Raw genomic sequence first — 25773 nt, 5'->3', positions numbered from 1 at the left:
AAAAAGAGAGAATACCAGTCAATCTAAACTAGTATTCTCTACTATTTGTATTGTGAATCTTATTTCACTGTAACGATATACTTCTCATCGTTTGCGTCGACGTGAATTGTCTTGCCATTAATATCTGGGTTTTCTAGAATCACCTTGGCAACTGCTGTCTCAATTTCACGTTGAATATGACGCTTCATTGGTCTAGCACCGTAAAGTGGATCTACACCACAAGCAATGATACGCTTCATTGCGCTATCACTAACAGTAAGATTAATATCACGGTCTTTCAAACGATTGCGTAGCTGTGCTAAGAACTTCTCAGCAATCTGTGCTAATACATCATTACCCAATGCATTAAAGACGATGATTTCATCAACACGGTTGATAAACTCTGGTTTAAAGAACTTGTGTACTTCACTCATGTAGTGCTCTTCACGATGTTCTGGATCATCATCGAAGGCGTATTGACTACCTAAGTTACTTGTCATAATGATAATCGTATTCTTGAAGTCTACTGTTACACCCTTAGAGTCTGTAATACGTCCATCATCCAAAATCTGTAATAGGATATTGAATACATCTGGATGTGCTTTTTCGATTTCATCTAATAGCACGATTGAGTATGGAGAACGACGTACTGCTTCTGTTAACTGTCCACCTTCTTCATATCCAACATATCCTGGAGGCGCACCAACTAGTCTAGATACGGAGAACTTCTCCATATATTCAGACATATCGATACGTACAATCTTGGATTCATCATCAAATAGTTGTTGTGCTAATGCCTTAGCAACTTCTGTCTTACCAACACCTGTTGGACCTAGGAACATAAATGAACCTAATGGGCGATTTTCATCTTGGATATTTGCCTTTGAACGCATAATTGCGTCTGATACAAGACGTAAAGCTTCTGGTTGTCCGATAACACGTTTTGCGAGTGCTTCTGGAAGATGTAGAATCTTTTGTCTTTCTGTACTCATCAAGCGTGATACTTCAATATGCGTCCATTGCGATACAATCTTTGCAATCATATCTTCATCGACAATCTGATGTACCATCGCATCTGATTTTTCAACATCCGCTTCATTAATCTTCTTTTCTAGATTTGGAATCGTTTCGTATTTTAGCTTCGCAGCTGTTTCATAGTTGGCTGCGTTTTCTGCTTGCGTTAAAGCAAGCTTAGCTTTCTCAAGTTCTTCTTTGTAGTTCTTAATAGCATCTGCTTCACTCTTTTCAGCTTGCCACTTAGAGAGTTTTGCAGTCTGCTCTTCCTTAAGATCTGCAAGTTCCTTACGAATTTCTTCAAGACGATCTTTGGCCTTAGGGTCTGTTTCTTCTTTGAGAGATGTTTCCTCAATCTGTAAAGTCATAATACGTCTAGAGAGTTCATCTAACTCTGCAGGCATGGAATCCATTTCAACACGAATCGTTGCACAAGCTTCATCGATTAAATCGATTGCCTTATCTGGTAAGAAACGATCTGTGATGTAACGATTGGATAGTGTTGCGGCAGCGATAATCGCTTCATCTTTGATACGAACACCATGGTGTGATTCAAAGCGGTCTTTGAGTCCACGTAAGATACTAATTGTATCTTCAACAGATGGCTCTTGTACCATAATCTTCTGGAAACGACGCTCTAAAGCTCTATCCTTTTCGATGTACTTACGATATTCATCGAATGTAGTCGCACCAATACACTTGAGTTCACCTCTTGCAAGCATTGGCTTTAATAGGTTTGCGGCATCCATGGAGCCTTCTGTCTTACCTGCACCAACAAGATTATGAATCTCATCGATGAATAAGATAATTCCACCATCAGCCTGTTGTACCTGTTTGAGTACACCCTTTAAGCGCTCTTCAAATTCACCACGATATTTCGCACCAGCAATCAGTGCACCCATATCAAGTTCAATTAACTTCTTATCTTTGAGTCCAAGTGGTACATCCCCTTGCATAATACGCCATGCAAGACCTTCTACGATTGCGGTCTTACCTACACCAGGTTCACCAATGAGGACTGGATTGTTTTTTGTCTTACGAGAGAGAATCTCGATAACTCTACGAATCTCTTCATCTCTTCCGATAACTGGATCAATCTTTCCGTCTTTTACTTCTTTGACTAGATCATGTCCATATTTGCTTAATGCATCGAGTTGGCTTTCGTTGGTCTTTTCATCCATTGTCATCCCTCCTCTTCTTTCTTCTTCTGCATTTTCGATATCACTTGTTGTGATATGGAATTGTTGTTTGATTTGCTCGATAATTGTAGCCTTTGTATCAAACAAGCCAAGTAAGAATGTAACAGTACTCATGTAACTATCATTTTGTTTCTGCATGCGTTTGAATGCATAATTATATGCTTGCATGACATCATTTGATAGCTGTGGTTGTGTAGATCCACTGACTGTCGGAATTCTTGTTAGTGCTTGTTCGATGAAACTTCTTAATTCTTCTTGACTGATATGTAACCTTTGCCAAATACCCTCTAGGCTATCGTCATTGACCATTGCATAGAGGATATGCTCAGGTTTTATATCAGGACTTTGTTTTTCTTGTGCAAGCTGTACTGCTTGCATGATGATATTTTGCAGGATTTCTGTCATCTGCTCAATGTTCATCGTAACACCTCCTTTGATAGGTGATGCCTGTTACTTACATGAATTTCTTCTTAAACTTTTCCCAGGCTGTTTCACCTTTGCTGGAATTTTGTAACTCTTGTAACTGTTCATATAGTTCACGTTCTTTACGTGAAAGTGATTTTTCTACTGTGATGCGTACTGTAACGATTTGATCGCCATCTCTTCCACCATGTAGATCTGCAGTACCCTTACCCTTTAGACGCATTCTTGTGCCATCTTGGGTTCCGGCTGGAATCTTCATCGTAACATCACCATGGATCGTAGGAACATCTATACTAACACCCAATGTCGCATCAACTGCACTGACTGGAATATCAAGGTAGATATCTTTGCCATCACGCTCAAAACTCTCGTGTGGTAATACATTGATCTCTAGGTATAAGTCACCATTTGGACCACCGTTATAGCCACGTTCACCCTTACCGGATACACGTAATTGCTGTCCTGTTTGGATACCTGCAGGTATCTTTACATCTACGCTAATACGCTTCTTTTCGTAACCTGTTCCACCACATTTTGGACATACTTTACGAATCTTCTTACCAGTACCACGACAGTCAGGACATACGCTCTGTGATTGGAATACACCAAACGCTGTACGTTGTTGTGTTACAACGCTACCAGAACCATGACAGGTTGGACAGGTTTCTACATCACTTGGAGAAGCTGCACCTGTACCATGACATTGGTCACATTGTTCTTCAACTGTTAATGAGATGGTCTCAGTCTTACCAAAACATGCGTCCATAAATGAGATATTCATGCGCATGTAGCGGTCTTCACCCTTGCGTGGTCCATTACTGGAACGACGTGATCCAGTGCTGAATCCACCCATACCTCCACCGAAGAATGAGGAGAAGATATCGTTGAGATCATCAAATCCACCAGCGTTAAATCCACCGCCAAAACCACCGAAGCCTCCACCTGCTTGGGAACCGTTCATTCCCGCAAAGCCAAACTGATCATACGTCTGACGCTTTTGTGGATCACTTAATACTTCGTAAGCTTCATTGATTTCTTTAAACTTGGCTTCTGCATCTGCTTCTTTATTTACATCAGGGTGATATTTTTTGGCTAACGAACGATAGGCTTTTTTAATTTCCGCATCGCTTGCCCCTTTGGATATTCCTAACACCTCATAGTAATCTCTTTTTTCAGCCATATCTTTTAGCCCTTTCTTCTCTTAAAAGAATGCGGAAACAAGCCCCGCATTCCTTTCAAACTTTACTTCTTTTCTTGGAAGTCTGCGTCAACAACATCGTCGTTTGCGCTTGTTGAATTACCTGCAGCATCACCAGCAGCCTGCTGACCTGCCTGACTTTGATACATTGCCTGAGCCATATCATTCGCTGCCTTTTCAAGAGCGTCTAACTTAGTCTTTAAGCCTTCTGTATCATTCTTATCGATAGCTTCTTGTAATTCATCACGTAACTTCTTCACTTCAGCCTTCTGTTCTTCAGTCACATTTGCATTTTCATTCTGCAATGTTTCATCAATCTGGTGAATGAAAGCTTCCGCACGATTCTTTGTCTCGATTTCTTCTTTACGTTTGTCATCCTCTGCCTTATGAGCTTCAGCTTCCTTAACCATGCGGTCAATTTCCTCCTCACTTAAACCAGAAGAGTTTGTAATCGTAATAGATTGTTTCTTACTTGTTGCCTTGTCAACTGCAGTAACGTGTACAATACCATTTACGTCAATATCAAATGTTACTTCAATCTGTGGAACACCACGTCTTGCTGGGGCAATACCATCTAACTGGAAGTTACCAAGTGTCTTGTTATCCTGTGCCATTGGTCTTTCACCCTGTAATACATGGATATCTACAGCTGGCTGGTTATCTGCAGCTGTTGAGAAAATCTGAGACTTACTTGTTGGGATTGTTGTGTTACGTGGGATAAGAACTGTCATAACACCACCCATTGTTTCAATACCTAATGAAAGTGGAGTAACATCAAGTAATAATACGTCCTTAACATCACCAGCGATAACACCACCCTGAATAGCAGCACCTAAAGATACACATTCATCTGGGTTAACAGACTTGTTAGGTTCCTTACCTAATTCATTCTTAATTGCTTCTTGAACAGCTGGAATACGTGTAGAACCACCTACAAGTAATACCTGGTGAATATCATTTGCTGTTAAACCTGCATCCTTTAATGCTTGACGAACTGGAATCAATGTTCTTTCAACAAGTCCCTTTGTCATTTCATTAAACTGTGCACGTGTTAATGTAGCTTCTAAGTGTAATGGACCTGCAGGACCAGCGGAAATAAATGGTAAGGAAATCTGTGTCTGTACCATACCAGATAAGTCCTTCTTAGCCTTTTCAGCAGCTTCCTTTAATCTCTGTAAAGCCATCTTATCTTGTCTTAGATCGATGTTATTTTCACGTTTGAAGTTATCTGCTAACCAATTGATGATAGCTTCATCGAAGTCGTCACCACCTAAGTGTGTATCACCATTTGTAGATAATACTTCAAATGTACCATCCGCAATATCCAAGATAGATACATCGAATGTACCACCACCTAAGTCATATACTAAGATCTTTTGTTCCTTAGATGTTTCTTTGTCAGAACCAAACGCAAGTGCAGAAGCAGTTGGCTCGTTAATAATACGTACTACATCCAAACCAGCAATCTTACCAGCATCCTTTGTTGCTTGACGCTGTGCATCGTTGAAGTATGCAGGTACTGTAATAACAGCCTTTTCTACCTTCTCACCTAAATAAGCTTCTGCATAACTCTTCAAATATGTAAGAATCATTGCTGAAACTTCCTGTGGTGTATATTCCTTACCTTCTAATGTTACTTTTTGATTTGTACCCATCAAACGCTTAATGGAATATACTGTGTCTTTATTTGTAATCAATTGACGCTTAGCCGCATCACCAACAATACGTTCACCATTTTTAAATGCTACAACGGATGGTGTTGTGCGGTTTCCTTCTGGATTCGCAATTACTTTTGCTTCGCCACCTTCCATAACGGATACGCAGCTATTTGTTGTTCCTAAGTCAATACCAATAATCTTGCTCATGTTTATCTTCCTCCTAGTTATTCACTAACCTTGACCATTGCTGCTCTTAGCAGACGGTCCTTTATACGATAACCCTTCTGTAATACTTCAATTACAGTTCCAGGTTCGACATTTTCTCTTGCTTCTGTCATCAATGCTTGATGCCAATTACCATCAAATGGTTGGTTTAATGCATCAATTTCTGTAATACCTTCTTTACTTAAAGCATTCTGTAGTTGTCCATAAATCATTTCGACACCCTTACGATATGCTTCATCGGATGTTGCTTGCGCTAACGCTCTTTCGCAACTATCTAATACAGGTAACAACTCTAATGCAAAGTTTTTCATCATAAACTTTGTACGGCTATCAAAATCAGCCTGTAGACGTTTTCTTGTATTCTCTGTATCTGCATACGCTTTTGCATATTCATTCTTGAGAACATTTACCTGTTCACTTAACTCTGTAATCTTTGCTTGAAGTGTTGTAACTTCATCAACTTCTTCTACTACTTCAGGAGTTTCAGTTTCAACTACTTCTTCAACTTCAGATTCTGTTTTTTTGATATCTTCACTCATTGCCACTTTCACCTCCTGAGTTATACATCTTCTCAATCAAACGTGCCGCATAATCAATTAGATTTACGACTTTTTCATAATTCATTCTGCTTGGTCCAACAACCATCAACTCTCCACTTTCCGTATCATTAACATGGAACTTGGAACGTACAACTGCTAAATCGTTATACCAAGTTAACTGTGCGCCTTTTGTTGTAGTTACCGCAACAGCATTTTCGCTGGAATCTAATCCACGCCATACCTTTGTATCATCAAACATCAACATCAATTGTTTCAACTTGTTGATATCTTCAAATTCAGGTTGATATAATACACGATCTTTTCCAGAGAAGTATACACTCTCACTCGCAAACTTTACGAACGCTCTAACAAACGCTGTAAAGAGTAGATCGTGGCGATGTACAACGCTACATAAATCAGGTTTGATATCTTCCATACGACCAGGTACTTCCGCAAGTGGAACACCCTGTAATCTCTTGTTTAAGATATCTGTACAAGCTTCCAAATCTTTGAATGGTACATCATCTTCAAAGTGGAAGTTCTTAGTTTCGGTATGTCCTGTATTTGTGATAAATACACATACCGCATTACGCGTGTCAATCGGAAACAATTTTATGTGTTCTAGACATTGCGTATTGGAATCTGGTCCGATTGCACCAGCTGTCATATTTGTCATTTCACTGAGGATTTCACAGCTTTGATGAACCGCCTCCTCAATGTTCATACTAGACACATCAAATGCACTACGAATTGCGAGTTCCATACGTTTATCAATGCCAGCAGTCATGTTCAATAAGTTCTCACAATAGAACTTATATCCCATCGTACTAGGAATACGTCCACTGGAAGTATGTGTCTTTTCCAGATAGCCCATTTCCTCTAAGACCTGCATATCATTACGGATGGTCGCACTGGAATATGGTAAGTCATACTGTTCTTGTAATGTACGCGAACCAACTGGTTCCGCCGTACGAATATACTCATCAACAATTGCCTTGAAGATTTCTATTCGTCTTGGTGTCAACATCTCCAGCACCTCCTTTTTAGCACTCTTTTTCAATGTCTGCTAATATAGTATACCAACACTTTAGCACTGTCAACAGTTTAGTGCTAATTTTTAACAAAAAAGACCGAAAATTTTCGGCCTTATATATCAGCTTATTTTTTAGTGCTCTAAACAAGAATATTCATCATTTAATTATCTGTATAGATACTATATTATTCTCACTAATCTCTATTCCTCCAAGATGTTCAGCATCCTTTGAAATGCCGATACTATCGATACCATCTTCATTATCTTCGCCTCGAAAGAACTCTGCTACATATCCATCAAAAGAATATCCTTCATCGTTAGTGATTCGTACATATTGATGCAAATATTCTTTCAGTTCCATATTTTTCCCTCTTATATTTCAATCGGATTTGGTGTCATCGCATCCTTGATGCGATCTAGTAACATAGCAGTTTCTAAACTACTTTGGATAGGCATAACTGGAGAGCTATGTTTCCCATTTTCAAGTAAGTTTACAAAGTGAGATATTTCTCCATAGAAGTCATCTACTTTATATGGACAATCAATAACTTCTACTTTGTCTTCAATCTTTAGCTCTGCACTTATAGGTCTATGCAAATCTCGAATACGGATTTCTCCCTTTGTACCCTTAATCAATACTTCTTTTTTTTCTGGTTGATTGATTGCAGTTTCTAGAGTGGCTAATGTATTGCCTATATGCATCTGTACCTTTGTATGTAAGTCATATCCATCCTCTAAGTCTACATCAATGTAATCGATGCGCAGTTTACCTTTGGTATATTCTGTAATCCATGTTGCACAATAACAGCCACAGTCTAGAAGAGCTCCTCCATATACTGGATTACTTAGGTAACTATTCTCAATGACTTCTTGTGGTTGTTTAGAATTGAGTATGGTATGAATTTCCTGAATATCTCCAATAGTACCTTTTTCAATCAGCTTATGTATCTTTTGATACAATGGTGTAAAACGAGGCTTCATGGCTTCCATCCATAATACTGGATGTTGTTTTAATACTTCCATGATTCCCTCAATCTCAAAAGCGTTTATACCTGCTGGTTTTTCAACCAGTACTGCCTTGCCTGCTTTGATGGCTTTGATCGACCATATATAATGATAGCCATGTGGCAAGGTAATATATACTGCATCTACGTTTGGATCTTGTAAAAGTTCTTCATAGGATCCATACGCTTTTAAAGCGTGATATGTATCCGCAAACTGTTGTGCTTTTGCAAGTGTACGACAACTAACGGCATAAAGTTCACTATTTGATTCATGTGCTAGACTCTTTACAAAACGCTGGGCAATTTTCCCAGCGCCTATAATTCCCCAACGTATCATATCTGCCCCTGTGCAGCCCTTAAGTTTTCAGCTACTTTAGCCATCTTTTCTTTTAGAGGTCCCTCTACCTGCGGAGGTACTAGATTTAACAAGTCTCCTCCGTTAAGGGCAATCTCTTTACATACAGAAGAAGATAGAAATGAATATTGTGGTTTGGCGATGAGGAATGCCGTTTCAATCTCATGTGCCAACATCATATTCGCGGTTGCTTGTCCAAGTTCATATTCATAATCACTAACAGCACGAATACCACGAATAATAACAGCAGCCCCAATCTTACGAGCAAACTCTACGGTTAAACCAGAACCAATCATTACAGTTACATTTTCTGGGTTACCAATGGACTTCAAACTATCGATAACCATCTGTTTTCTTTCTTCACTATTGAACAAGCATGTCTTACGTGGATTAACCATAATCAATACCACAACTTCATCAAACAAACGTGATGCACGCTCAATAATGTCTAAATGACCGTTTGTAATTGGATCAAATGTTCCTGGATAACAAGCCTTCATCCTTCCACCTCATTTCGATAATAGGTAATACGTGTAATACCATAGGTTGCTTCTTTATATGGTTTTAAAGAGCCAAACTCTTTTTTAAATTCATCTTCTTTTGCGGATTCAATAACAACTACACCATAATTCGTAATCATATTGTTTTCTTGTAAGTATTCTAGAATTTCGTTATTGCGTTGTCCTGCATATGGCGGATCTAGATATACTAAGTCAAAACGAATCCCTTCCGTTTTTAACAGTGATAATGCTTTCTTATCAGGCATATGTAAGACTTTCGTCTTCTCTTTACAACGTAATGACTCTATATTTTTACGGATAACCTGAATTGCGTCTTTAGAGATATCCGCAAACACTGCATAATCATACCCACGAGATAGTGCCTCTAAGCCATTGGCACCACTACCAGCATATAAATCTAATACTGTGCCACCATCAAACATCCCTCCTAGGGATGAAAAAACAGCTTCTCTAACTTTATCTAATGTAGGTCTCGTCTGATTCCCAGAACGTGTTTCTATCTTGCGTGAGCGATATTCACCAGCGATAATTCTCATCGAATCTCACCTCGTCTATAGGAGGCAATCACTGCTTGAGAAATACCAACACAAGCCATGATAGACATCGTAGAGGAACCACCAGCAGATACCATGAGCAGCGGTACACCTGTTAGAGGAATTAATCCTGTAACACCACCGATATTAAAGAACATATGTACCAAGAAATACATTGCTGTACCAACAAGGATAATACGTCCCTTCTCGCTGCGCATCTTCATTGCATAGCGTAACAAAACAAAGATTATAAATCCATAGATAGCAAGTAAGCCAATAAACCCTACAAAACCAAGCTCTTCAACTACAATTGCGAGGATATAGTCCGTACTAGCTGCTGGAAAGTTTGTATATTTACGTACAGAATTACCAAGACCCTTACCAAACCAGCCTCCAGTCGCAAAGGAAATCAAACCACTAATCAACTGATAACCAGTACCATACTGGTCCATAAATGGATTGATTGCAGATACGAAACGCTTAATCTGATATGTCTTTAAGAATGTCATTTTCATGATGAGGTGTTCTCCCGATGGAGATAAGATATAGAATCCCAAGAGAACTACACCATAGAATAAGATTGTTAATATTCTTTGATATCCTCTTAATTGCGGATGATTTGGAACCAAGAAACAAACACAGATAATCACAAAGATAACTGCCATTGATCCAAAGTCAGACTGTAGAATCCAAACGATAAATAAGATTACACCGTCAATAAAGAGTGGTCGTTTGATTAAATCAAATCTCTTACTATAACTATGTACATTATCACCTAAATATAGGGCAACAACTAAAATTGCAATAATCTTCGCAAACTCCGAAGGCTGTAAGGTCACTTCCGTTACACCAAGCGGAATACGAATCCATGCTCTAGCACCGTTGGTTTCCGTAAATAATAAACACAATAACAAACTTGCGATAGTTGCAAGTATCACCAAGAAAGTCGTTGAAGACTTCAATTTTTTGAGTTGGAAACGATTTGCTAAAAATGTCATGGCAATATAACCTGCAACAGCATAGATAACCTGTTTTACAATTGTAATCACTAGAAAACGGTTATTGCCACCAGCAACACCCATGGATGCACTGCCAACCATGATAATGCCAAACAACATCAAAATAATCATCGCCGCATGTAAGAAATGGTCCGATGATTTTGGCATACGTAGATTCAAGAACTTTCTCTTTTTCGCTGACGTATTCATCTGAATTGGCTCAACTTTTTTCATTTTCTTTTTCTTTATTTGCATACGAGTATTATTTTAACATACTGCACGAAATCCAAACATCGAACATCACAAATATCATTAATTTTCATAAATTTTTTTATGCTAAACGCTTACATCGATGCGTGTTAGTTGAATTACGCTTTTAGAATGTTAAAATGTATGCTGAGGTAAAAATTATGTTAATAAATAATGACACAATCATTAAAGATACTGACCCGTTAATTCGAGAAAAATCCGAGCTTGTTTCATTGCCACTATCAAAGGAAGATGAAACTTTATTACGTGATATGTTGCAATACGTAAAAGATTCCACCGATGAAGAAAAAGCTGCGAAGTTCAATCTTCGCCCAGCTGTTGGAATCAGTGCAATTCAAGTCGGTGTAAAAAAGAGAATGTGCGCTGTTGCTTTCGATGAAACAGATAAAGATGGCAATGTTGTAAAATATGAATTTATGTTAGTAAATCCTAAAATTATTTCTCGTTCCGTACAACCTGCTTATTTAGAAAGTGGTGAGGGTTGCCTCTCTGTTGAAAATGAACATGAAGGCTACGTTGTACGTAATGCACGTGTAACAATCAGAGCATTTGACCTAGTTCAAAACCAAGATGTAGAAATCCGTGCACGTGGTTATATCGCCATTGTATTACAACATGAATTAGATCATATGGATGGCATTTTGTTCTATGATCACATCAACAAAAAAGAACCAAACAAACCAATTGAAGGTGCCCTTGTTTTATAGTGAGACTTCTTTCTTTTTCATTGAAGAATGCTATAATGTAGGCGAATAAAACTACTACCTTTACCAATAATTAAATAAATGAAAGGAATTTTTATAATGACTGAAAATAATAGCAGTAAGAAAACGACTCGCCCACTTCGTCGTACTCGTATTACTGAACCTGATTTAAGCGATTTAGCAATTAATCATAAGACAGATACGATGGTCTACGCACTTGGTGGCTTAGGTGAAGTTGGAAAGAATATGTACTGCGTTGAACATGATGATGAAATCATCATTGTAGACTGTGGTGTACTCTTCCCAGAAGACGCCTTACTTGGTGTCGATTATGTTATCCCAGATTATTCTTATCTGGTAAAAAACCAAAACAAAATAGCCGCAATGGTAATCACTCATGGTCACGAAGACCACATTGGTGGTATTCCATTCTTCTTAAAGACAATTCGATTGAAGCAGATTTACGCTCCACGTTTTGCGAAAGCGTTAATCGAAAAGAAATTAGAAGAACATCGCTTAACTCGTGTATGTAAGATTACGGAAATCAATTCAGAATCCAGTATTAAGACAAAACATTTCTCAATTGGATTCTTCAATGTCGTTCACTCAATCCCAGACGCACTTGGTGTATTAATTAATACACCAAATGGTCGTATCGTTGAAACTGGTGACTTTAAGTTTGATATGACACCAGTCGGCACAAATGCTGACTTCCAGAAGATGGCGTACATTGGTCAGGTTGGTGTTTCCCTTCTGATGAGTGATTCCACAAACTCCTCTGTTCCTGGTTCTTCTATATCCGAAAAGACTGTAGCTCGCGCTATCATGGAACAGATGCGTAAAACACCAGGCCGTATGATTGTTTCTACTTTTGCTTCTAACGTATTACGTTTGAATCAGATTCTAGAAGCAGCTGTCGCATGTAATCGTAAGGTTGCAGTATTTGGACGCTCAATGGAGAATGTATGCGAGATTGGTAAGAAGATGGGTGTTATCCAGATTCCTGATAGTAGCTTTATCTCTGGTAATGAGTTAAATACCCTACCATCAAATCGTATCTGTATTGTTTGTACAGGTTCTCAAGGTGAACCAATGGCTGCCTTGAGTAGAATTGCGAATGGTACACACCGTTTCATCAAGATTATCCCTGGTGATACTGTGCTCTTCTCATCCAACCCAATTCCTGGTAATGGCACTTCTGTTGGTAGTGTTATCAACCAATTAACACGTGTTGGAGCTAACGTTATTACAAATTCACCACTAACTTCCTTCCACACAACAGGACACGCTCCTCAAGAGGAACAGAAGTTAATGTTAAATCTAATTAAGCCTGAATGGTTCATGCCAAACCATGGTGAATACAAGATGTTAAAACAACATTCCGCAACAGCGCAAGAAACAGGTATTCCTGAAGATCATTGCTTGATTTGTTCGAATGGTGATGTCGTTGTATTACGTGATGGCAAGTGCTTTATCGCTAATGAACGCGTACAGACAGATGATATCTACGTTGATGGTAATGATATCTCTGGTCTAAGTACATCCGTTATTAAAGACCGTAAGATCTTAGCAGAAAATGGACTAGTAGCAGTTATCGTCACAATCGATTCTCGCTACAATAAGATTCTCTGCCGTCCATCTATCGTATCTCGTGGCTTTGTATACATCAAAGATTCTCAAACCCTTCTCAAAGAAGCTGAGTTACTTGTATATGATTCTCTTAAGAAGAAGATGCAACAACGTACAACCTTTGGTGAGTTAAAGAACTGCATCCGTTCTTGCTTAGAACCTTTCCTCTTCCAGAAAACAAATCGTAATCCAATTGTGATTCCGGTTATCTTGAATCAGAAAGCAGCGATTGCAGAGATTCAAGCAAAGATGAAAGCAAACGCAACACGTACTCCAAGAACAACCAAGAAAACACAAGAGTCCTAAGGACTCTTTTCTTTATGCATGTATACAAAAAGAAAAGACGGCTAACCGTCTTTTCTAGATGATTACTTAACTTCTACGATCTTCATCATGTTCGCAGATCCTTCACCTGTTGGATAACCTGCTGAAATGATGATTAATTGACCCTTCTTCACACCAAAGTTCTTAGCAACTGTTGATGCGAGTTCGTCATCGTTTGTTAACTGGTTCTGTACTTCAGAATAAACTGGTAATACTCCCCAGTAGCTTAATAACTTACGTTGAATGTCCTTAGTAAATGTAACTGCTAATACAGGTACGCTTGGACGGAACTTAGAAATACGACGAGCTGTTGTACCACCCTGTGTGAATACAACGATAGCACCGATGTTGTCTAGTGTTAATGTCGCATCACTGATAGCGATAGAAACTGCATCCTGTACTGTCTTACGTGTAGATTGCTTCAACCAATCTAACTTTGTACGGTAGTTGATGATCTTTTCTGCCTCTTCAGCGATTTCTGACATTGTTTCGCAAGCTTCTACTGGATAATCACCAGCTGCAGATTCAGCAGATAACATAACACCATCAGAACCATCTAATACAGCGTTACATACGTCAGATGCTTCAGCACGTGTACAACGTGGGTTGTGTGTCATAGAGTCTAGCATATGTGTAGCAGTGATGGCTGGCTTACCAATAATGTTTGCCTGACGAATAATATGCTTCTGATAAATAGGAACTAACATTGTAGGAATTTCTACACCTAAGTCACCACGAGCTACCATGACACCATCAGCTGCTTCAAGAATAGAATCAATATTGTCATAACCTTCTTGGTTTTCAATCTTAGGAATAATGTTAATATGTGGCTTACCCTCTTCAACACAGATTGCACGAATTGCATTTACATCTTCTGGTCTTCTTGTAAAAGAAGCGAAGATAAAGTCAACATCATTACGGCAACCGAAACGGATATCAGCCTCATCCTTAGCAGATAAGAATGGCATACTTAGTTTAACGCCTGGTACGTTACAACCCTTACGTGAGCTGATAGGACCTGCAACATCAACACGGCACTTTAATTCGTGACCATAGTTTTCAAGTACAGTAAGCTTCATCTTACCATCATTGATTAAGATATAATTTCCTTGCTTTAAGTCATCGAATAATTCTGGGCATTGAATGTGGAAACGTTCATGTGTTCCTTCAATTTCTGCCTTTGTCAAATAAACGATTTCACCGATTTCGTAGTTTTCAACATCGTTCTTAAAAGTACCTAAACGGATTTCAGGACCCTTTGTATCTAACGCAATCGCTAGGTTTACACCTGTCTTTGCACTTACAGAACGAACCAATTTAATTCTTTCTAAGTGCTCTTCGTGTGTTCCATGGCTGAAGTTTAAACGAGCGATGTTCATACCTGCACCTACAAGTTCTGTAAGTGTCTTCTCATTTTCTGAAGCTGGACCAATCGTACATACTACCTTTGTTTTCTTAAATAAATGTTTGTTTTCCACAGCAATCATCTCCTTCTTATACTAAACGATCAAACAATCGATATAGTTTCTTTCTACTCTTACGAGGTTTCTCTAGTGCTTCTTGAATTGGCATTGAACAAATTTCGTTGTCGATAATACCAACACAATGTCCACCAATACCTTCCATCAATAAATCAATGGCTTTTTCACCCATTCTGCTAGAAAGCATACGGTCAACCGGAGTTGGGGAACCACCACGCTGAATGTGTCCCAAAATCGTTGCACGACCGCTGAAATTTGTATGTAATGAAACTTTCTTTGCTAAGCCATCTACGTCACAAATCTTTTCAGAGATAATGACGATTGCGTGATTCTTCTTCACTGCATCTCCAAGATAGCGTAACTTCTCTAGAATTTCCGTTTCATCATAACCTGTTTCTGGTGTAATGACGATTTCTGCACCACACGCAATCGCTGTATATAGCGCAAGATCTCCACAGTGATTTCCCATTACTTCTACGATGGAACAGCGGTGATGTGAACTTGATGTATCACGTAATTTATCCACGTTTTCTACACAAGTCTGTAACGCTGTATCAAAACCGATTGTGAAATCAGTACCAGAGATATCGTTATCAATTGTACCAGGTAACCCAATACAATTAATTCCCTTATTTGTAAGTGCGAGTGCTCCACGATAGGAACCATCTCCGCCAATGACTACCAGCGCATCAATGCCTGCTTTTCGCAAATTGGCAACACACTGATCTTGAACTTCTTCTTCTTTAAATTCAGGTAAGCGAGCTGATCCAAGTGTCGTACCACCACGGTTTAAAATATCCGATACATCTGTACGTTCTAGTACTTGAAACTTCTCTTCTAGAAGTCCTCGATATCCATCGCGAATACCAACAACTTCAATTCCATTACTAAGCGCAATTCTGGTTACGGCACGAATTGCGGAATTCATTCCTGGCGCATCACCACCTGATGTTAAAACGCCAATTTTTCTAACCATGTAAAGGCCTCCAAATCCTAATCATTTTATACCATTAAAGCGTATTATTAAAGCATTTTACAATGTTTTTCGCCTATCTTTTCCTGTAAGCGTTTTTATCTTTGCCATACTCGTAATTCTCTCTATGATACGAGCTGCTTTCAGTTCATCATCCTTACCTTTTCCAACATAACGGAAGTGCTCTTTGAGTGATTCAATATCACAGTTGGATGTAAACCAAGTTGGTAGCCCTTCTGTATATCGCTTCTCTAATAGTGGCAACAATAATTGATCACGATTCCATTCGTTTACACTCTCTGCACCAATATCATCTAAGACAAGAAACTTTGCACGCATCAATCGACCAAGCTCGATTTTATATTCCGAAGTCTTCATTGTTGCAATGGCTCTTGTACAGTATGTCGGATAATGTACAAAAGCTACTGTTTCATTTTTTCGGGCATGATCATTTGTGGCACAAGCAGAAAGATATGTCTTTCCGCTTCCCATTGTACCGTGTAGATAAAGTCCTTGATTATGAATACTAGCACTTCTACAAGCTTCCCAAACAAGTAAGTATTCTTCCATCTCTTTCAGTAAATTGATTTTATCAAAAGATACTGTATACATATTAGATGGCATATCATTTACACTAAACTTCTCTAGATGTGCTGTTTTTTCCATATATGCTCGTTGGAATTTACATGGTGTTTGTACATTTTGAAGGATACCATTATCCTCTAAGTCATCATAGTATCCCTTTACTCTCTGCTTGCATTGATTTAAACCCGTACAGTGCAAGCATGGTTCAAAACTTTTTCTCCATGCATGAATCTTCCATGGAGATGTATTCAGATATCTTTCATCGAGTTTGTTTCTTTGAAACAACTCGACAACCACAGGATCTTTACGTAATTCATCTTGGAGCGATTGCGTTTCTTGTTTCTGCTGTTCTGTCATCGGAATTTCCTTGATATTTAGTGCTTCCATGAATTAGTCTTCTCCCTTCTGTAGTTTTTGTAATCGTTCTAATAGTTCTGCGGATGCGACTGTACCTTCTGGTAGAGTGCCTTCTTCTTGTTGACGTATATATTCTGGCATGCCAATCTTAACACCACTGTTAACCTGTGGGGTTTGCCGTATGATTTTCTTACGTTGTTGTAGGGCTTGTTGCTTGGTAGTAACACCATCTCTAGCCCACTCTGCCGCAACCATATCCACAAAATTACGATTCAAACGATTTTGCGAAATCTTTAGGATATGTTCAATCATCACGTTGATCACTTCATTGCTGAAATGCATATCGATTGCTAGATGTTCTAAGATACTCTTTTCTAACTGTGTAACTTTTGCCCCACCTTGCTTTGCCTGTAAGAAAGATACAGGTGGCAAGGAATATGGATCACTTCCTGGTTTTACATCAGATTCTGCACGTGATGCGTATATCTTTAACTTTGCACCATCAAATGTCATCGTCTGTAAATTGATACAACGGTTGACTAAGATACGCATCTTATCTACAGATAAACCATAGATTGTCGCAAGTTTACCAATTAAACTTAAGTTTTCTTGCGTTCGTAGTTCAGCCGGGAATACTAGTGTACTTGTGGTCGCAATAAACTTTTCATAATCAAAGTTAATCGTTTGATCATCCATTGCGAATTGATAACGTGGCTGTAGTGCATCAAATTCAATATGACGGTCTAAAAGATCTTCTGGCAAGAATTTGACTGCCTTTGTAATTTCTTTATAACCACGTAAGGATGTATTATTTGCGTTTAAATGAGTCATTGTAGTAGATGTCTCATCTTTTCCAACAGTACGTTCATAACGATTCATAAATACATTTGATTTTAAGAAATCTTTTGTATGAATTGGACTGTTTAGAACATAGATGTATTGGTCGCATAGTTCTGTCGTCTTTACATATGTTCTCATCAACATGTATTCTTCTAGTTTTGTACATGCTTTATCTAACGCATTGATATCTAAATCTGCTAGCACTAGTAAGCGTTGATGTTTTTCAAAACCCTTTTGGGTTTTGCCTTCCGCAATAAGTGTTAAGTATAAAACTGTCGCATCTTTACCGATTAGTGGTTGGTATAACATCATCAATGAAAGTAAAGTTTCCTCAGAGATACCGTTACTAAAATCAATACGATATGTACTAGTTGGCATTCTTTCCATTTCTGATGTCCTTTCTAAGTTCTCCTAACCATCGGTTGATCTGTGAATCCAATTCTTTTAAATCACCTTCGTTATAAATCACTTTATCTGCCAAGGTAATTTGTTTTTCAGCTGATATCTGCATTGATAGTCTTGCCTTTGCTTCTTGATATGTGTAGTTTCTTTCTTCCATCATTCTTTGAATAGCAATATCTTCACTACAGGTTACGACTACCGTACGATCAAAGTATTGGTTCCAACCTGTTTCAAATAATAGTGGTATCTCTGCACAAATAATTGGTTGTTGTGAATTTGTTGTAAAGAATTTTTGCATCCCCTCTAATACAAAGGGATGAACGATTGCGTTTAGTTGTTCACGTTTACTATTATCTTGAAAGATAATCCCTGCAAGTTTCTTTGGGTCTATATCACCACTGGCGCCAATCACATCTTCACCAAATACTTCTTTAATTTTTTCATAACAAACAGAACCTTGATACAAGGAACGCTTTGCGTATTGATCCGCATTAAATACTGGTATTCCTCTTCTTCTAAATAGAATCGCAACAGTTGTTTTCCCTGCCGCAATCGTTCCTGTAATCGCAATCTTCATAAAACTCCTATTTCTGACAATGTGGACAATAATAACTTGACCGTCCACCGATATATTTTACGTGAATTTCCCCTTTACAACGAGGGCAAATTTTCTGCATATGCACGGTACACTCCGTCTGAAATCTACCAGTGACACCTAAGCTAGATGTATACGTTCTAATCGTCGTACCACCAGCCGCAATCGCAGCTTTCATGATTCGTCTTGTATGCAGTACAAGATTTTCTTCATCCTTGCGCGTGATACGCGCACAAGACCTACCTGGTCTAAGATTGCAAGCCGCAAGAATTTCATCCGCATAGATATTTCCAATCCCTGCCACAAAACTTTGGTCCAATAACAAACTCTTCAGTGGTGTACGTTTTCCTTTACGATATGCATGAATGTAGGACGCATTGAACGCTTCATCAAAAGGTTCAGGTCCTAAGCCATGAAAATGGCTAAAATCCGTATCCAACGGAAGGATTTCCATACGTCCAAATTTACGTGTATCCATATAGCGTAACTCTTTGCCGTTATCTAGATGAAATATCACATGAATGTGACGGTTGGTCGGTTCCGTTGGATCTTGAATATAATATCTTCCTTCCATGCGCAAATGGCTCATGAGAATATAGTCATCTAAACCAAATAGTAAGTATTTACCACGACGCATGAATGTATGAAATGTTTGATTCTTTAGTTGTTGTTTAAACTGTTCTACGTCATTTTCAATCATCTTTGGATAGCGTACATCCACATCTAAGATTCTTCTTCCTTGAATCTGATGTTCTAGTGTACGTAGGACAGTTTCTACTTCTGGTAATTCTGGCATATTACTTAGCCTCGTACCAATCGCTGCCGATAGAACATTCAGCTGTCAAAGGAACCTGAAGATGCATCGCATTGACCATACCATCATTGATGAGCTTCTTCATGGCATCTACCTCTTCCTTTGGTACATTAAAGATTAATTCATCGTGTACCTGTAGAATCATCTTACTCTTTACTTTCGCATCCTTCATCATCTGATCGATATGAATCATTGCAAGTTTAATAAGATCTGCAGCAGAACCCTGAATTGGAGCGTTCATCGCCGCACGTTTACCGAATTCACGTGTTGCGTGATTTTTATCATGAATCTCAGGAATCTCTCTACGTCTACCACAGAGAGTTTCTACATAACCCTTCTCTTCGCAATCTTTAACGATTTGATCCATATAGGTGCGAATCTTTGGATACGCCGCATAATAGCGTTCAATAAAGTCATGCGCCTCATAACGACTTACACCAAGTTGCTCACTTAAACCAAAGTCACTGATACCATACACAATACCGAAATTAACTGTCTTCGCACTACGTCTATCTTGAGGTGTAATTTCATCCTGTGGCTTATGGAAGACATCCATCGCCGTCTTTGTATGAATATCGATTCCTTCTTTAAACGCTTCAATCAGACTCGTTTCATTTGCCATATGCGCTAGCATACGTAACTCAATCTGATGATAGTCACTGGAGACTAATACACAACCCTCTTCTGGCAAGAATGCCTTACGAATCTCTTTACCTTGCTCATCACGAACACTAATATTCTGTAAGTTTGGTTCACTTGAAGATAGTCTTCCAGTTTGCGTTGCGGATTGGTTATAGATTGTATGTATCTTACCATCCTTTTGAATGTACTTTTTCAAGCCTTCAGCGTAAGTACTATAAATCTTAGATAGCTTACGGTAATCCAAAATATAATCGATGATTGGTGATTTTCCTTGTAGTTTTTCTAACTCACCAGCTGCTGTACTTCTCTTTTTCCCTGTAGGTAGTCCTAAATCATCGAATAACACTTCTGCTAATTGCTTTGGAGAATTGATATTAAACTCTTTTCCAGCAATCGCATAAATTTCTTTCTGTGCTTCGCTAATCTTCGCCATTGTTTCTGTCGAAATGCGATCAAGAATATCGATATCACAACGAATTCCTTCTCTTTCCATATGATAGAGAACGCTCGTTAGTGGCATCTCCATTTCATAGTAGAGCTTTTCCATCTTATATTCTTTTAGTTTTGGGGTAATTTCTGCATACAAGCTAAATATATTTCTCGCAAATGCGCATGCATACATGCATTGTTTTTCTTCATCAATAATTAGATTTGGCTTTGTTGGTTTACCATATACATCTTCATAACTTACTGTATTTTCAAAGCCATAATGCTCAATAATTTTTGTGGTTGTTGTTAAAGATGAATCTACTAAAGAAGCCGCAAGCATCATATCATCATGGAAATTGAGAGTTAACCCTTCATTTTCTGCTAGATGTAAATTTCGTTTTACATCAAATCCATATTTATGTGGCATGTCACTAGAAAGATATGCTAGCAAGTCTTCATCTTTTTTCGCATCCGCTAAGGAAATGTATACTGCTTGCTTACCATTGAATAGTGCAAAGCCATTGATTGTCGCATGCATGAATGCATCATGGTTATCATCTACAAACACAGCACATGCTTCATTTAGTATTTCTGTAGGTACTTTTGTAACCCGTTTATCTTCACTTGGTGTCACAATAGTCTCTTCAGGTGTATTCTCTTCTGCTACAATCTTATCTGAGAAGCGTTTTGCGAGCGTGTTCATCTCTAACATCTGTAAAAACTTTACAAGTTGTGGATAATTTGGTGTAAAGGATAACTCTTTCTCACTCATCTCTACATCTACATCACGACGAATTGTCGCAAGTTTTTTAGAAAGTAATGCAGAATCATGTCCTTCTATCACTTTCTTCTGTAAAGCACCCTTGAGTTTATCTTCGTTAGCTAGGACATTTTCTACTGTGCCATATTCCTCTAAGAGCTTAAGAGCTGTCTTTTCACCAATCCCAGGAATACCTGGAATATTATCTGACTTATCTCCCATCAAACCCTTCATATCAATAATTTGTAGTGGTTCAATTCCCATCTGTTCCTTTAGACTTTCAGGTGTCATGACATCCATCTCTGTAATACCTTTCTTCATCAGTAATACAGAAGTCGTATCATCCACTAGCTGTAACATATCATGGTCACTTGTTAGTACATAGGTTTGATAGTCCTTTGCTTTTTTGGAGATTGTTCCAATTAAGTCATCAGCTTCAATATCTTGCATCTCCACCCAAGTAATCGCAAAAGCATCCAAGAAATCTCGAACGAGTTTAAACTGTGGCACCAAGTCATCAGGTGCCGGCTTACGACCACCCTTATAGTCTGCATAAAGTTCATGGCGGAAAGTATGCTTCCCGGCATCGAAGGCAACTAAAACTGCATCTGGTTGAATAATATCAATTGCTTTTTGTATCATAGACGCAAAACCAAATACAGCGTTTGTTGGCGTTCCATCAGATGTATTCATCGGTCTACCATACGCTGTAGCGTAATACGCTCTAAATAACATTGAGTTACCATCAGTCAGTAATAATTTCTTCATTTCATATTCTCCCGCCTGTATAAAATCAGGTTTATTTCTTCTTATCAATCGTCGTAAAAGACTTTCTTTTATTATAGTCTATTTTGGTTTTCATACCGCAATATGACTCCTATTTACCCTTCAAAGTATCTTTAATATTTTATCATGTATTAGGTTGTGATTCCATGTGCACATTGGTAAGCTTCCATACAAGTTTCAAAGAGTTCTTCTCTAGCAAAACTGAGAAAATTTGTTTGGGATACAATAAGATGATCTAACACTCTTACACCCATCAGTTTGCCACATTCCATTAACTTTCCCGTTACAACTAAATCTTGTGTACTTGGTGTCAAAACACCACTAGGGTGATTGTGTGCCAACATAATATCCGTACTACCAATCAGTAAAGCTTCTTTAAAGATTTCACGGGGATATACCGCACTTGCGTTAATCGTTCCTACAAATAATGTCTTTGCGGAGATAATGCGATGTGCAGTATTTAGATAAACAACCAAAAACTTTTCTTGGCTACCCGTACCAATTTCATTTCTTAGCCAATCGATAATACGCTCTGGATTATCGATAATTTCCTCTTCATAAGCAGTTTCTAAAGATGCTCTTCGACTAATTTCAAAGATGGCTTGCAATTGTAGAGCCTTTACCTTACTAATTCCTTTGATTTTACACAGTTCTTCATTGGACATACGTACGAGCCCCTTAATCCCCTTCGACATCTGTAATAAATTATCTGCCATTGTTAAAACAGACTCTCCTTGTGAACCAGTGCGTAATATTAATGCAAGTAATTCTCTTGAGCTAAGAGACCTTACACCATATCTTAGACCCTTATCCCGTGGTCGTTCTGTACTCGGCATTTCACGAATAATCATTTCTCAAAACCTCCTACTCTTTATTACAAATCATTCCAAAAATTCCATGGAAAGATTAGTAAATTGACGCAATATCGTTTATCATTATCCCGAGGTATTCCTATGAAAAATAACTATCCTACTATCACAATTTCAAACGAAGGAGAAACTTGGCTTCAAAAAGGTCAAATGTGGATGTATCGCAATAACTTAGTACAAGCAAATGAAAAGATTCCTGATGGTGGTATCGTTAATATCATCTCTAACGATGGAACTTACTACGGTACAGGTTTCTACTCTCCTATCAGTCATATCACTTGTCGTATCTTAACCAAAGATGAATCAGAAACCATTGATCAAGCATTCTTTGAAAAACGTATTCGCTTTGCGTATGACTATCGTAAGACAGTAGAACCAAATAACTTGTCCAATTGTCGTTATGTATTTGGTGAAGCTGATTTATTACCTGGTCTTGTTGTAGATTGTTATAACGATATCTTAGTGACACAAATCTCGAATACTGGTATGGAACAACACAAACAAATGATTTACGATATCTTACTAGAAGTATTCAAAGAAAACGATCACATCATCCAGGCAATCTATGAACGCAACGATATCAAAGTCAGAGAAAAAGAAGGATTAACAACCTACAAGGGTTTTTTCTACAATCCAAATCATGTATCTACACAGACGATTATCAATGAAAATGGCATTCAACTCCAGGTAGATATTGAAAATGGTCAAAAAACGGGTTACTTCTTAGACCAAAAATCAAATCGTGTATTATTACGTAATATCGCACGTGGCAAACGTGTACTCGATTGTTTTAGCCATACCGGTGGCTTTGCGTTAAATGCAGCCTATGGTAACGCAAAAGCAGTCACTGCTGTCGATGTTTCAAACGTTGCCTTACAACAAGGCTACCAAAACGCCAAACTTAATCACCTTGAAGATAAAATCCAATTTGTTCAAGCCGATGTATTCGACTATCTTGAAAATCTCAAAGATAACGAGTTTGATATTATCGTCTTAGACCCACCAGCATTCACAAAATCTCGTAAGACAGTGAACAGTGCCTACTATGGATATAAAAACATTAACATGAAAGCTATGAATGTATTATGCAATGGTGGTTATTTGATTACTTGTTCATGTTCAAGATTCATGGAAACAAAACTCTTTGAGCAAATGTTACTTGAAAGTGCCAAGGAATGTGGAGTTACACTACGTCAGATTTCTGTTACTCAACAAAATCCTGACCACCCTATCCTTTGGACGATGGACGAAACAAGTTATCTAAAGTATTTCATATTCCAAATTCTGTAAAGTCCGAAAGGACTTTTTCTTTTCCCAATAAGCCAAAAAAGACTCACATCAGTGAGTCTTAAACATCATTTTATTGTCCTGGCACTACGTAATAGGATGGTAAGTAACCAGAGATATCTTGAACTGTTACACCAATACCATATGTAGCGGCATGAACCATTGTTCCATTACCAAGTGCGATACCGACATGATATGGAGCTGAATCAGAACCATAGAAGTAGAGTGCACCAGCTGGAGCGTTCCATACATCATATTGGTGAGTACCGAGTGCTTGTTGAGCATATGTTGTACGAGCACCTAAACCATAACAATATTGAACTAAACCAGAGCAGTCAAATCCTGCTGGAGTTGTACCACCCCATTGATATGGAGTACCAACAAGAGATAACGCAGCAGCGATACCACCAGCATATAAACTTGAATCATACTTAGATGGATCAAATGTAGATGTAGTAGCAGATCTAGCAGTGTTCGCAGCTTGTTGAGCTCTAGCAGCTTCTTCAGCAGCCGCTCTTTCAGCTTCTTCTCTTTGACGTTGTTCTTCAGCCGCAATTCTTGCGTCAACAACTTCCTGAGGAGTACGAACAGAAACTATCATAGTCGCTGTAGACTTATTACCTGCAGTATCAACGACTGTATATGTAACTGGATAATCACCATCTGTATTCATATCTACAGCACCCTCCACTGTTAATACAGGAAGAATACCTGAATCATCATTGATATAAGAAATATAACTAGATGCATTAAATGTATCACCATTGTTTACCACAACAGATGAATTCTTCAACTTGATGACAGGTGCTGTACTATTGACAACATTTACAACGGCTTTCTGAATAAAGGAATACCCTAAAGTCTTTTGAGCTTCAATATCACCAGTACTTGCAAGTGTAACCTTAACAGTAACTGTTTGGATACCTGTTACAGAACGATTGAATCCTTCAATATCCGCAACACTCTTCTCGATTGAGATATTTGTAAGATCATATGTTCCGTCAAAAGCAGCTCTTTCTTGGATTACCAAGCTCTTGATAGTATCAAGAGGATTTAAATCCTGCTGACTTACTTCAATAACTGGTAATGTGTTTTCCTTTTCAACTGTAGTAACTTTGTTGTCATCTGCATATACTGTTTTTGTTGAATATGTACCGGCAATGAGTAATGCGGATAATAATCCAGCACCTACTCTTCCGAGTTTTTTGTTAAATTTATTTTTTACCATGATTCTATTTTACTTTTTTTCGTGCTAATTATGCAACTTTTTAGACTGCATTTCACACAATTTCACAAGTTTTTCAAAAAACTATAGCATTTTTAGGTATTTTTTCACAATTTTTTGCA

At 38.3% G+C, this 25773-nt stretch carries 22 protein-coding genes; 3 read left to right on the top strand and 19 right to left on the bottom strand.

The features are described from left to right. Positions 1 to 59: 59 nt before the first annotated feature. The 10 genes from RWM19_RS03085 to RWM19_RS03040 all read right to left on the bottom strand — a co-directional run bounded on the left by RWM19_RS03085 (position 60) and on the right by RWM19_RS03040 (position 10913). On the bottom strand, positions 60 to 2612 hold the full coding sequence (locus tag RWM19_RS03085) for an AAA family ATPase (protein WP_313983541.1): 2553 nt from the start codon (positions 2610 to 2612) through the stop codon (positions 60 to 62). A 34-nt stretch (positions 2613 to 2646) separates the two neighbouring features. Then, a complete protein-coding gene (gene dnaJ, locus RWM19_RS03080; protein WP_313983538.1) occupies positions 2647 to 3795 on the bottom strand; it encodes a molecular chaperone DnaJ in 1149 nt (382 codons plus the stop codon). Positions 3796 to 3857: 62 nt separating this feature from the next. Continuing rightward, the gene (gene dnaK, locus RWM19_RS03075) at positions 3858 to 5678 is read right to left on the bottom strand and encodes a molecular chaperone DnaK (RefSeq protein WP_313983534.1); all 1821 of its coding nucleotides are present in this window, start codon (positions 5676 to 5678) and stop codon (positions 3858 to 3860) included. A gap of 17 nt (positions 5679 to 5695) precedes the next feature. Further along, a complete protein-coding gene (grpE, locus tag RWM19_RS03070) occupies positions 5696 to 6235 on the bottom strand; it encodes a nucleotide exchange factor GrpE (protein WP_313983533.1) in 540 nt (179 codons plus the stop codon). After that, positions 6228 to 7262 carry a heat-inducible transcriptional repressor HrcA gene (gene hrcA / locus RWM19_RS03065; protein WP_313983530.1) on the bottom strand — a complete coding sequence of 345 codons (1035 nt, stop codon included), beginning with the start codon at positions 7260 to 7262 and terminating at the stop codon, positions 6228 to 6230. The genes grpE and hrcA overlap by 8 nt, the downstream gene beginning before the upstream one ends. Before the next feature lie 163 nt (positions 7263 to 7425). After that, positions 7426 to 7629, bottom strand: coding sequence for a hypothetical protein (locus RWM19_RS03060; RefSeq protein ID WP_313983527.1), 204 nt, complete (start codon positions 7627 to 7629; stop codon positions 7426 to 7428). A gap of 11 nt (positions 7630 to 7640) precedes the next feature. Continuing rightward, positions 7641 to 8609, bottom strand: a complete 969-nt coding sequence (locus tag RWM19_RS03055; RefSeq protein WP_313983524.1) for a Gfo/Idh/MocA family oxidoreductase — start codon at positions 8607 to 8609, stop codon at positions 7641 to 7643. Beyond that, positions 8606 to 9127, bottom strand: coding sequence for a pantetheine-phosphate adenylyltransferase (gene coaD, locus RWM19_RS03050; protein WP_313983520.1), 522 nt, complete (start codon positions 9125 to 9127; stop codon positions 8606 to 8608). Before coaD ends, RWM19_RS03055 begins: the two co-directional genes overlap by 4 nt. Further along, positions 9124 to 9684 carry a 16S rRNA (guanine(966)-N(2))-methyltransferase RsmD gene (gene rsmD, locus RWM19_RS03045; protein WP_313983517.1) on the bottom strand — a complete coding sequence of 187 codons (561 nt, stop codon included), beginning with the start codon at positions 9682 to 9684 and terminating at the stop codon, positions 9124 to 9126. Before rsmD ends, coaD begins: the two co-directional genes overlap by 4 nt. After that, positions 9681 to 10913, bottom strand: a complete 1233-nt coding sequence (locus RWM19_RS03040) for an FtsW/RodA/SpoVE family cell cycle protein (RefSeq protein ID WP_313983514.1) — start codon at positions 10911 to 10913, stop codon at positions 9681 to 9683. The genes rsmD and RWM19_RS03040 overlap by 4 nt, the downstream gene beginning before the upstream one ends. Positions 10914 to 11089: 176 nt before the next feature. On the opposite strand from RWM19_RS03040, the gene def reads away from it, so the two are divergent. Both def and rnjA read left to right on the top strand, forming a co-directional pair. Next, entirely contained in the window at positions 11090 to 11656 is a 567-nt protein-coding gene (gene def, locus RWM19_RS03035) for a peptide deformylase (RefSeq protein ID WP_313983511.1), read from the top strand. Positions 11657 to 11752: 96 nt separating this feature from the next. Then, the gene (rnjA, locus tag RWM19_RS03030) at positions 11753 to 13588 is read left to right on the top strand and encodes a ribonuclease J1 (RefSeq protein WP_399553441.1); all 1836 of its coding nucleotides are present in this window, start codon (positions 11753 to 11755) and stop codon (positions 13586 to 13588) included. Between the two features lie 62 nt (positions 13589 to 13650). Here rnjA and pyk read toward each other — a convergent pair whose 3' ends face one another. From pyk to radC, 8 genes are all read right to left on the bottom strand, one after another. Next, positions 13651 to 15093, bottom strand: coding sequence for a pyruvate kinase (gene pyk, locus RWM19_RS03025; protein WP_294022744.1), 1443 nt, complete (start codon positions 15091 to 15093; stop codon positions 13651 to 13653). A 7-nt stretch (positions 15094 to 15100) separates the two neighbouring features. After that, entirely contained in the window at positions 15101 to 16063 is a 963-nt protein-coding gene (gene pfkA / locus RWM19_RS03020) for a 6-phosphofructokinase (protein WP_294020962.1), read from the bottom strand. Positions 16064 to 16120: 57 nt separating this feature from the next. Continuing rightward, positions 16121 to 17032: an ATP-binding protein gene (locus RWM19_RS03015; protein WP_313983507.1), complete on the bottom strand. Its 912-nt coding sequence runs from the start codon at positions 17030 to 17032 to the stop codon at positions 16121 to 16123. 3 nt (positions 17033 to 17035) lie between these two features. Beyond that, a complete protein-coding gene (locus RWM19_RS03010; protein ID WP_313983504.1) occupies positions 17036 to 18229 on the bottom strand; it encodes a DnaD domain protein in 1194 nt (397 codons plus the stop codon). Beyond that, on the bottom strand, positions 18210 to 18821 hold the full coding sequence (gene coaE / locus RWM19_RS03005) for a dephospho-CoA kinase (protein WP_313983501.1): 612 nt from the start codon (positions 18819 to 18821) through the stop codon (positions 18210 to 18212). The genes RWM19_RS03010 and coaE overlap by 20 nt, the downstream gene beginning before the upstream one ends. A 7-nt stretch (positions 18822 to 18828) precedes the next feature. Beyond that, the gene (mutM, locus tag RWM19_RS03000; RefSeq protein WP_313983498.1) at positions 18829 to 19635 is read right to left on the bottom strand and encodes a bifunctional DNA-formamidopyrimidine glycosylase/DNA-(apurinic or apyrimidinic site) lyase; all 807 of its coding nucleotides are present in this window, start codon (positions 19633 to 19635) and stop codon (positions 18829 to 18831) included. 1 nt (position 19636) lies between these two features. Beyond that, on the bottom strand, positions 19637 to 22252 hold the full coding sequence (gene polA / locus RWM19_RS02995) for a DNA polymerase I (RefSeq protein ID WP_313983496.1): 2616 nt from the start codon (positions 22250 to 22252) through the stop codon (positions 19637 to 19639). 149 nt (positions 22253 to 22401) lie between these two features. Continuing rightward, on the bottom strand, positions 22402 to 23121 hold the full coding sequence (gene radC, locus RWM19_RS02990) for a DNA repair protein RadC (RefSeq protein ID WP_313983493.1): 720 nt from the start codon (positions 23119 to 23121) through the stop codon (positions 22402 to 22404). A gap of 102 nt (positions 23122 to 23223) precedes the next feature. Between radC and RWM19_RS02985 the strand changes: the two genes are divergently transcribed. Then, entirely contained in the window at positions 23224 to 24429 is a 1206-nt protein-coding gene (locus RWM19_RS02985) for a class I SAM-dependent rRNA methyltransferase (RefSeq protein WP_313983491.1), read from the top strand. Between the two features lie 70 nt (positions 24430 to 24499). Here the strand turns inward: RWM19_RS02985 and RWM19_RS02980 are convergent, their stop codons facing one another. Continuing rightward, entirely contained in the window at positions 24500 to 25654 is a 1155-nt protein-coding gene (locus tag RWM19_RS02980) for an NlpC/P60 family protein (RefSeq protein WP_313983488.1), read from the bottom strand. Positions 25655 to 25773: the final 119 nt, after the last annotated feature.

It is taken from the genome of uncultured Solobacterium sp., from assembly GCF_963517755.1.
Classification (GTDB): Bacteria; Bacillota_I; Bacilli_A; order Erysipelotrichales; family Erysipelotrichaceae; genus Bulleidia.
Note: the sequence above shows the minus strand (reverse complement) of the source record. Positions and strands in the feature narration are given on the sequence as shown.

Excerpts from the sequence above, each read along its gene's own strand:
- RWM19_RS03085 (WP_313983541.1), bottom strand. The coding sequence starts at position 2,612 with ATGAACATTGAGCAGATGACAGAAATCCTGCAAAATATCATCATGCAA.
- dnaJ (WP_313983538.1), bottom strand. The coding sequence starts at position 3,795 with ATGGCTGAAAAAAGAGATTACTATGAGGTGTTAGGAATATCCAAAGGG.
- dnaK (WP_313983534.1), bottom strand. The coding sequence starts at position 5,678 with ATGAGCAAGATTATTGGTATTGACTTAGGAACAACAAATAGCTGCGTA.
- grpE (WP_313983533.1), bottom strand. The coding sequence starts at position 6,235 with ATGAGTGAAGATATCAAAAAAACAGAATCTGAAGTTGAAGAAGTAGTT.
- hrcA (WP_313983530.1), bottom strand. The coding sequence starts at position 7,262 with ATGTTGACACCAAGACGAATAGAAATCTTCAAGGCAATTGTTGATGAG.
- RWM19_RS03060 (WP_313983527.1), bottom strand. The coding sequence starts at position 7,629 with ATGGAACTGAAAGAATATTTGCATCAATATGTACGAATCACTAACGAT.
- RWM19_RS03055 (WP_313983524.1), bottom strand. The coding sequence starts at position 8,609 with ATGATACGTTGGGGAATTATAGGCGCTGGGAAAATTGCCCAGCGTTTT.
- coaD (WP_313983520.1), bottom strand. The coding sequence starts at position 9,127 with ATGAAGGCTTGTTATCCAGGAACATTTGATCCAATTACAAACGGTCAT.
- rsmD (WP_313983517.1), bottom strand. The coding sequence starts at position 9,684 with ATGAGAATTATCGCTGGTGAATATCGCTCACGCAAGATAGAAACACGT.
- RWM19_RS03040 (WP_313983514.1), bottom strand. The coding sequence starts at position 10,913 with ATGAAAAAAGTTGAGCCAATTCAGATGAATACGTCAGCGAAAAAGAGA.
- def (WP_313983511.1), top strand. The coding sequence starts at position 11,090 with ATGTTAATAAATAATGACACAATCATTAAAGATACTGACCCGTTAATT.
- rnjA (WP_399553441.1), top strand. The coding sequence starts at position 11,753 with ATGACTGAAAATAATAGCAGTAAGAAAACGACTCGCCCACTTCGTCGT.
- pyk (WP_294022744.1), bottom strand. The coding sequence starts at position 15,093 with ATGATTGCTGTGGAAAACAAACATTTATTTAAGAAAACAAAGGTAGTA.
- pfkA (WP_294020962.1), bottom strand. The coding sequence starts at position 16,063 with ATGGTTAGAAAAATTGGCGTTTTAACATCAGGTGGTGATGCGCCAGGA.
- RWM19_RS03015 (WP_313983507.1), bottom strand. The coding sequence starts at position 17,032 with ATGGAAGCACTAAATATCAAGGAAATTCCGATGACAGAACAGCAGAAA.
- RWM19_RS03010 (WP_313983504.1), bottom strand. The coding sequence starts at position 18,229 with ATGGAAAGAATGCCAACTAGTACATATCGTATTGATTTTAGTAACGGT.
- coaE (WP_313983501.1), bottom strand. The coding sequence starts at position 18,821 with ATGAAGATTGCGATTACAGGAACGATTGCGGCAGGGAAAACAACTGTT.
- mutM (WP_313983498.1), bottom strand. The coding sequence starts at position 19,635 with ATGCCAGAATTACCAGAAGTAGAAACTGTCCTACGTACACTAGAACAT.
- polA (WP_313983496.1), bottom strand. The coding sequence starts at position 22,252 with ATGAAGAAATTATTACTGACTGATGGTAACTCAATGTTATTTAGAGCG.
- radC (WP_313983493.1), bottom strand. The coding sequence starts at position 23,121 with ATGATTATTCGTGAAATGCCGAGTACAGAACGACCACGGGATAAGGGT.
- RWM19_RS02985 (WP_313983491.1), top strand. The coding sequence starts at position 23,224 with ATGAAAAATAACTATCCTACTATCACAATTTCAAACGAAGGAGAAACT.
- RWM19_RS02980 (WP_313983488.1), bottom strand. The coding sequence starts at position 25,654 with ATGGTAAAAAATAAATTTAACAAAAAACTCGGAAGAGTAGGTGCTGGA.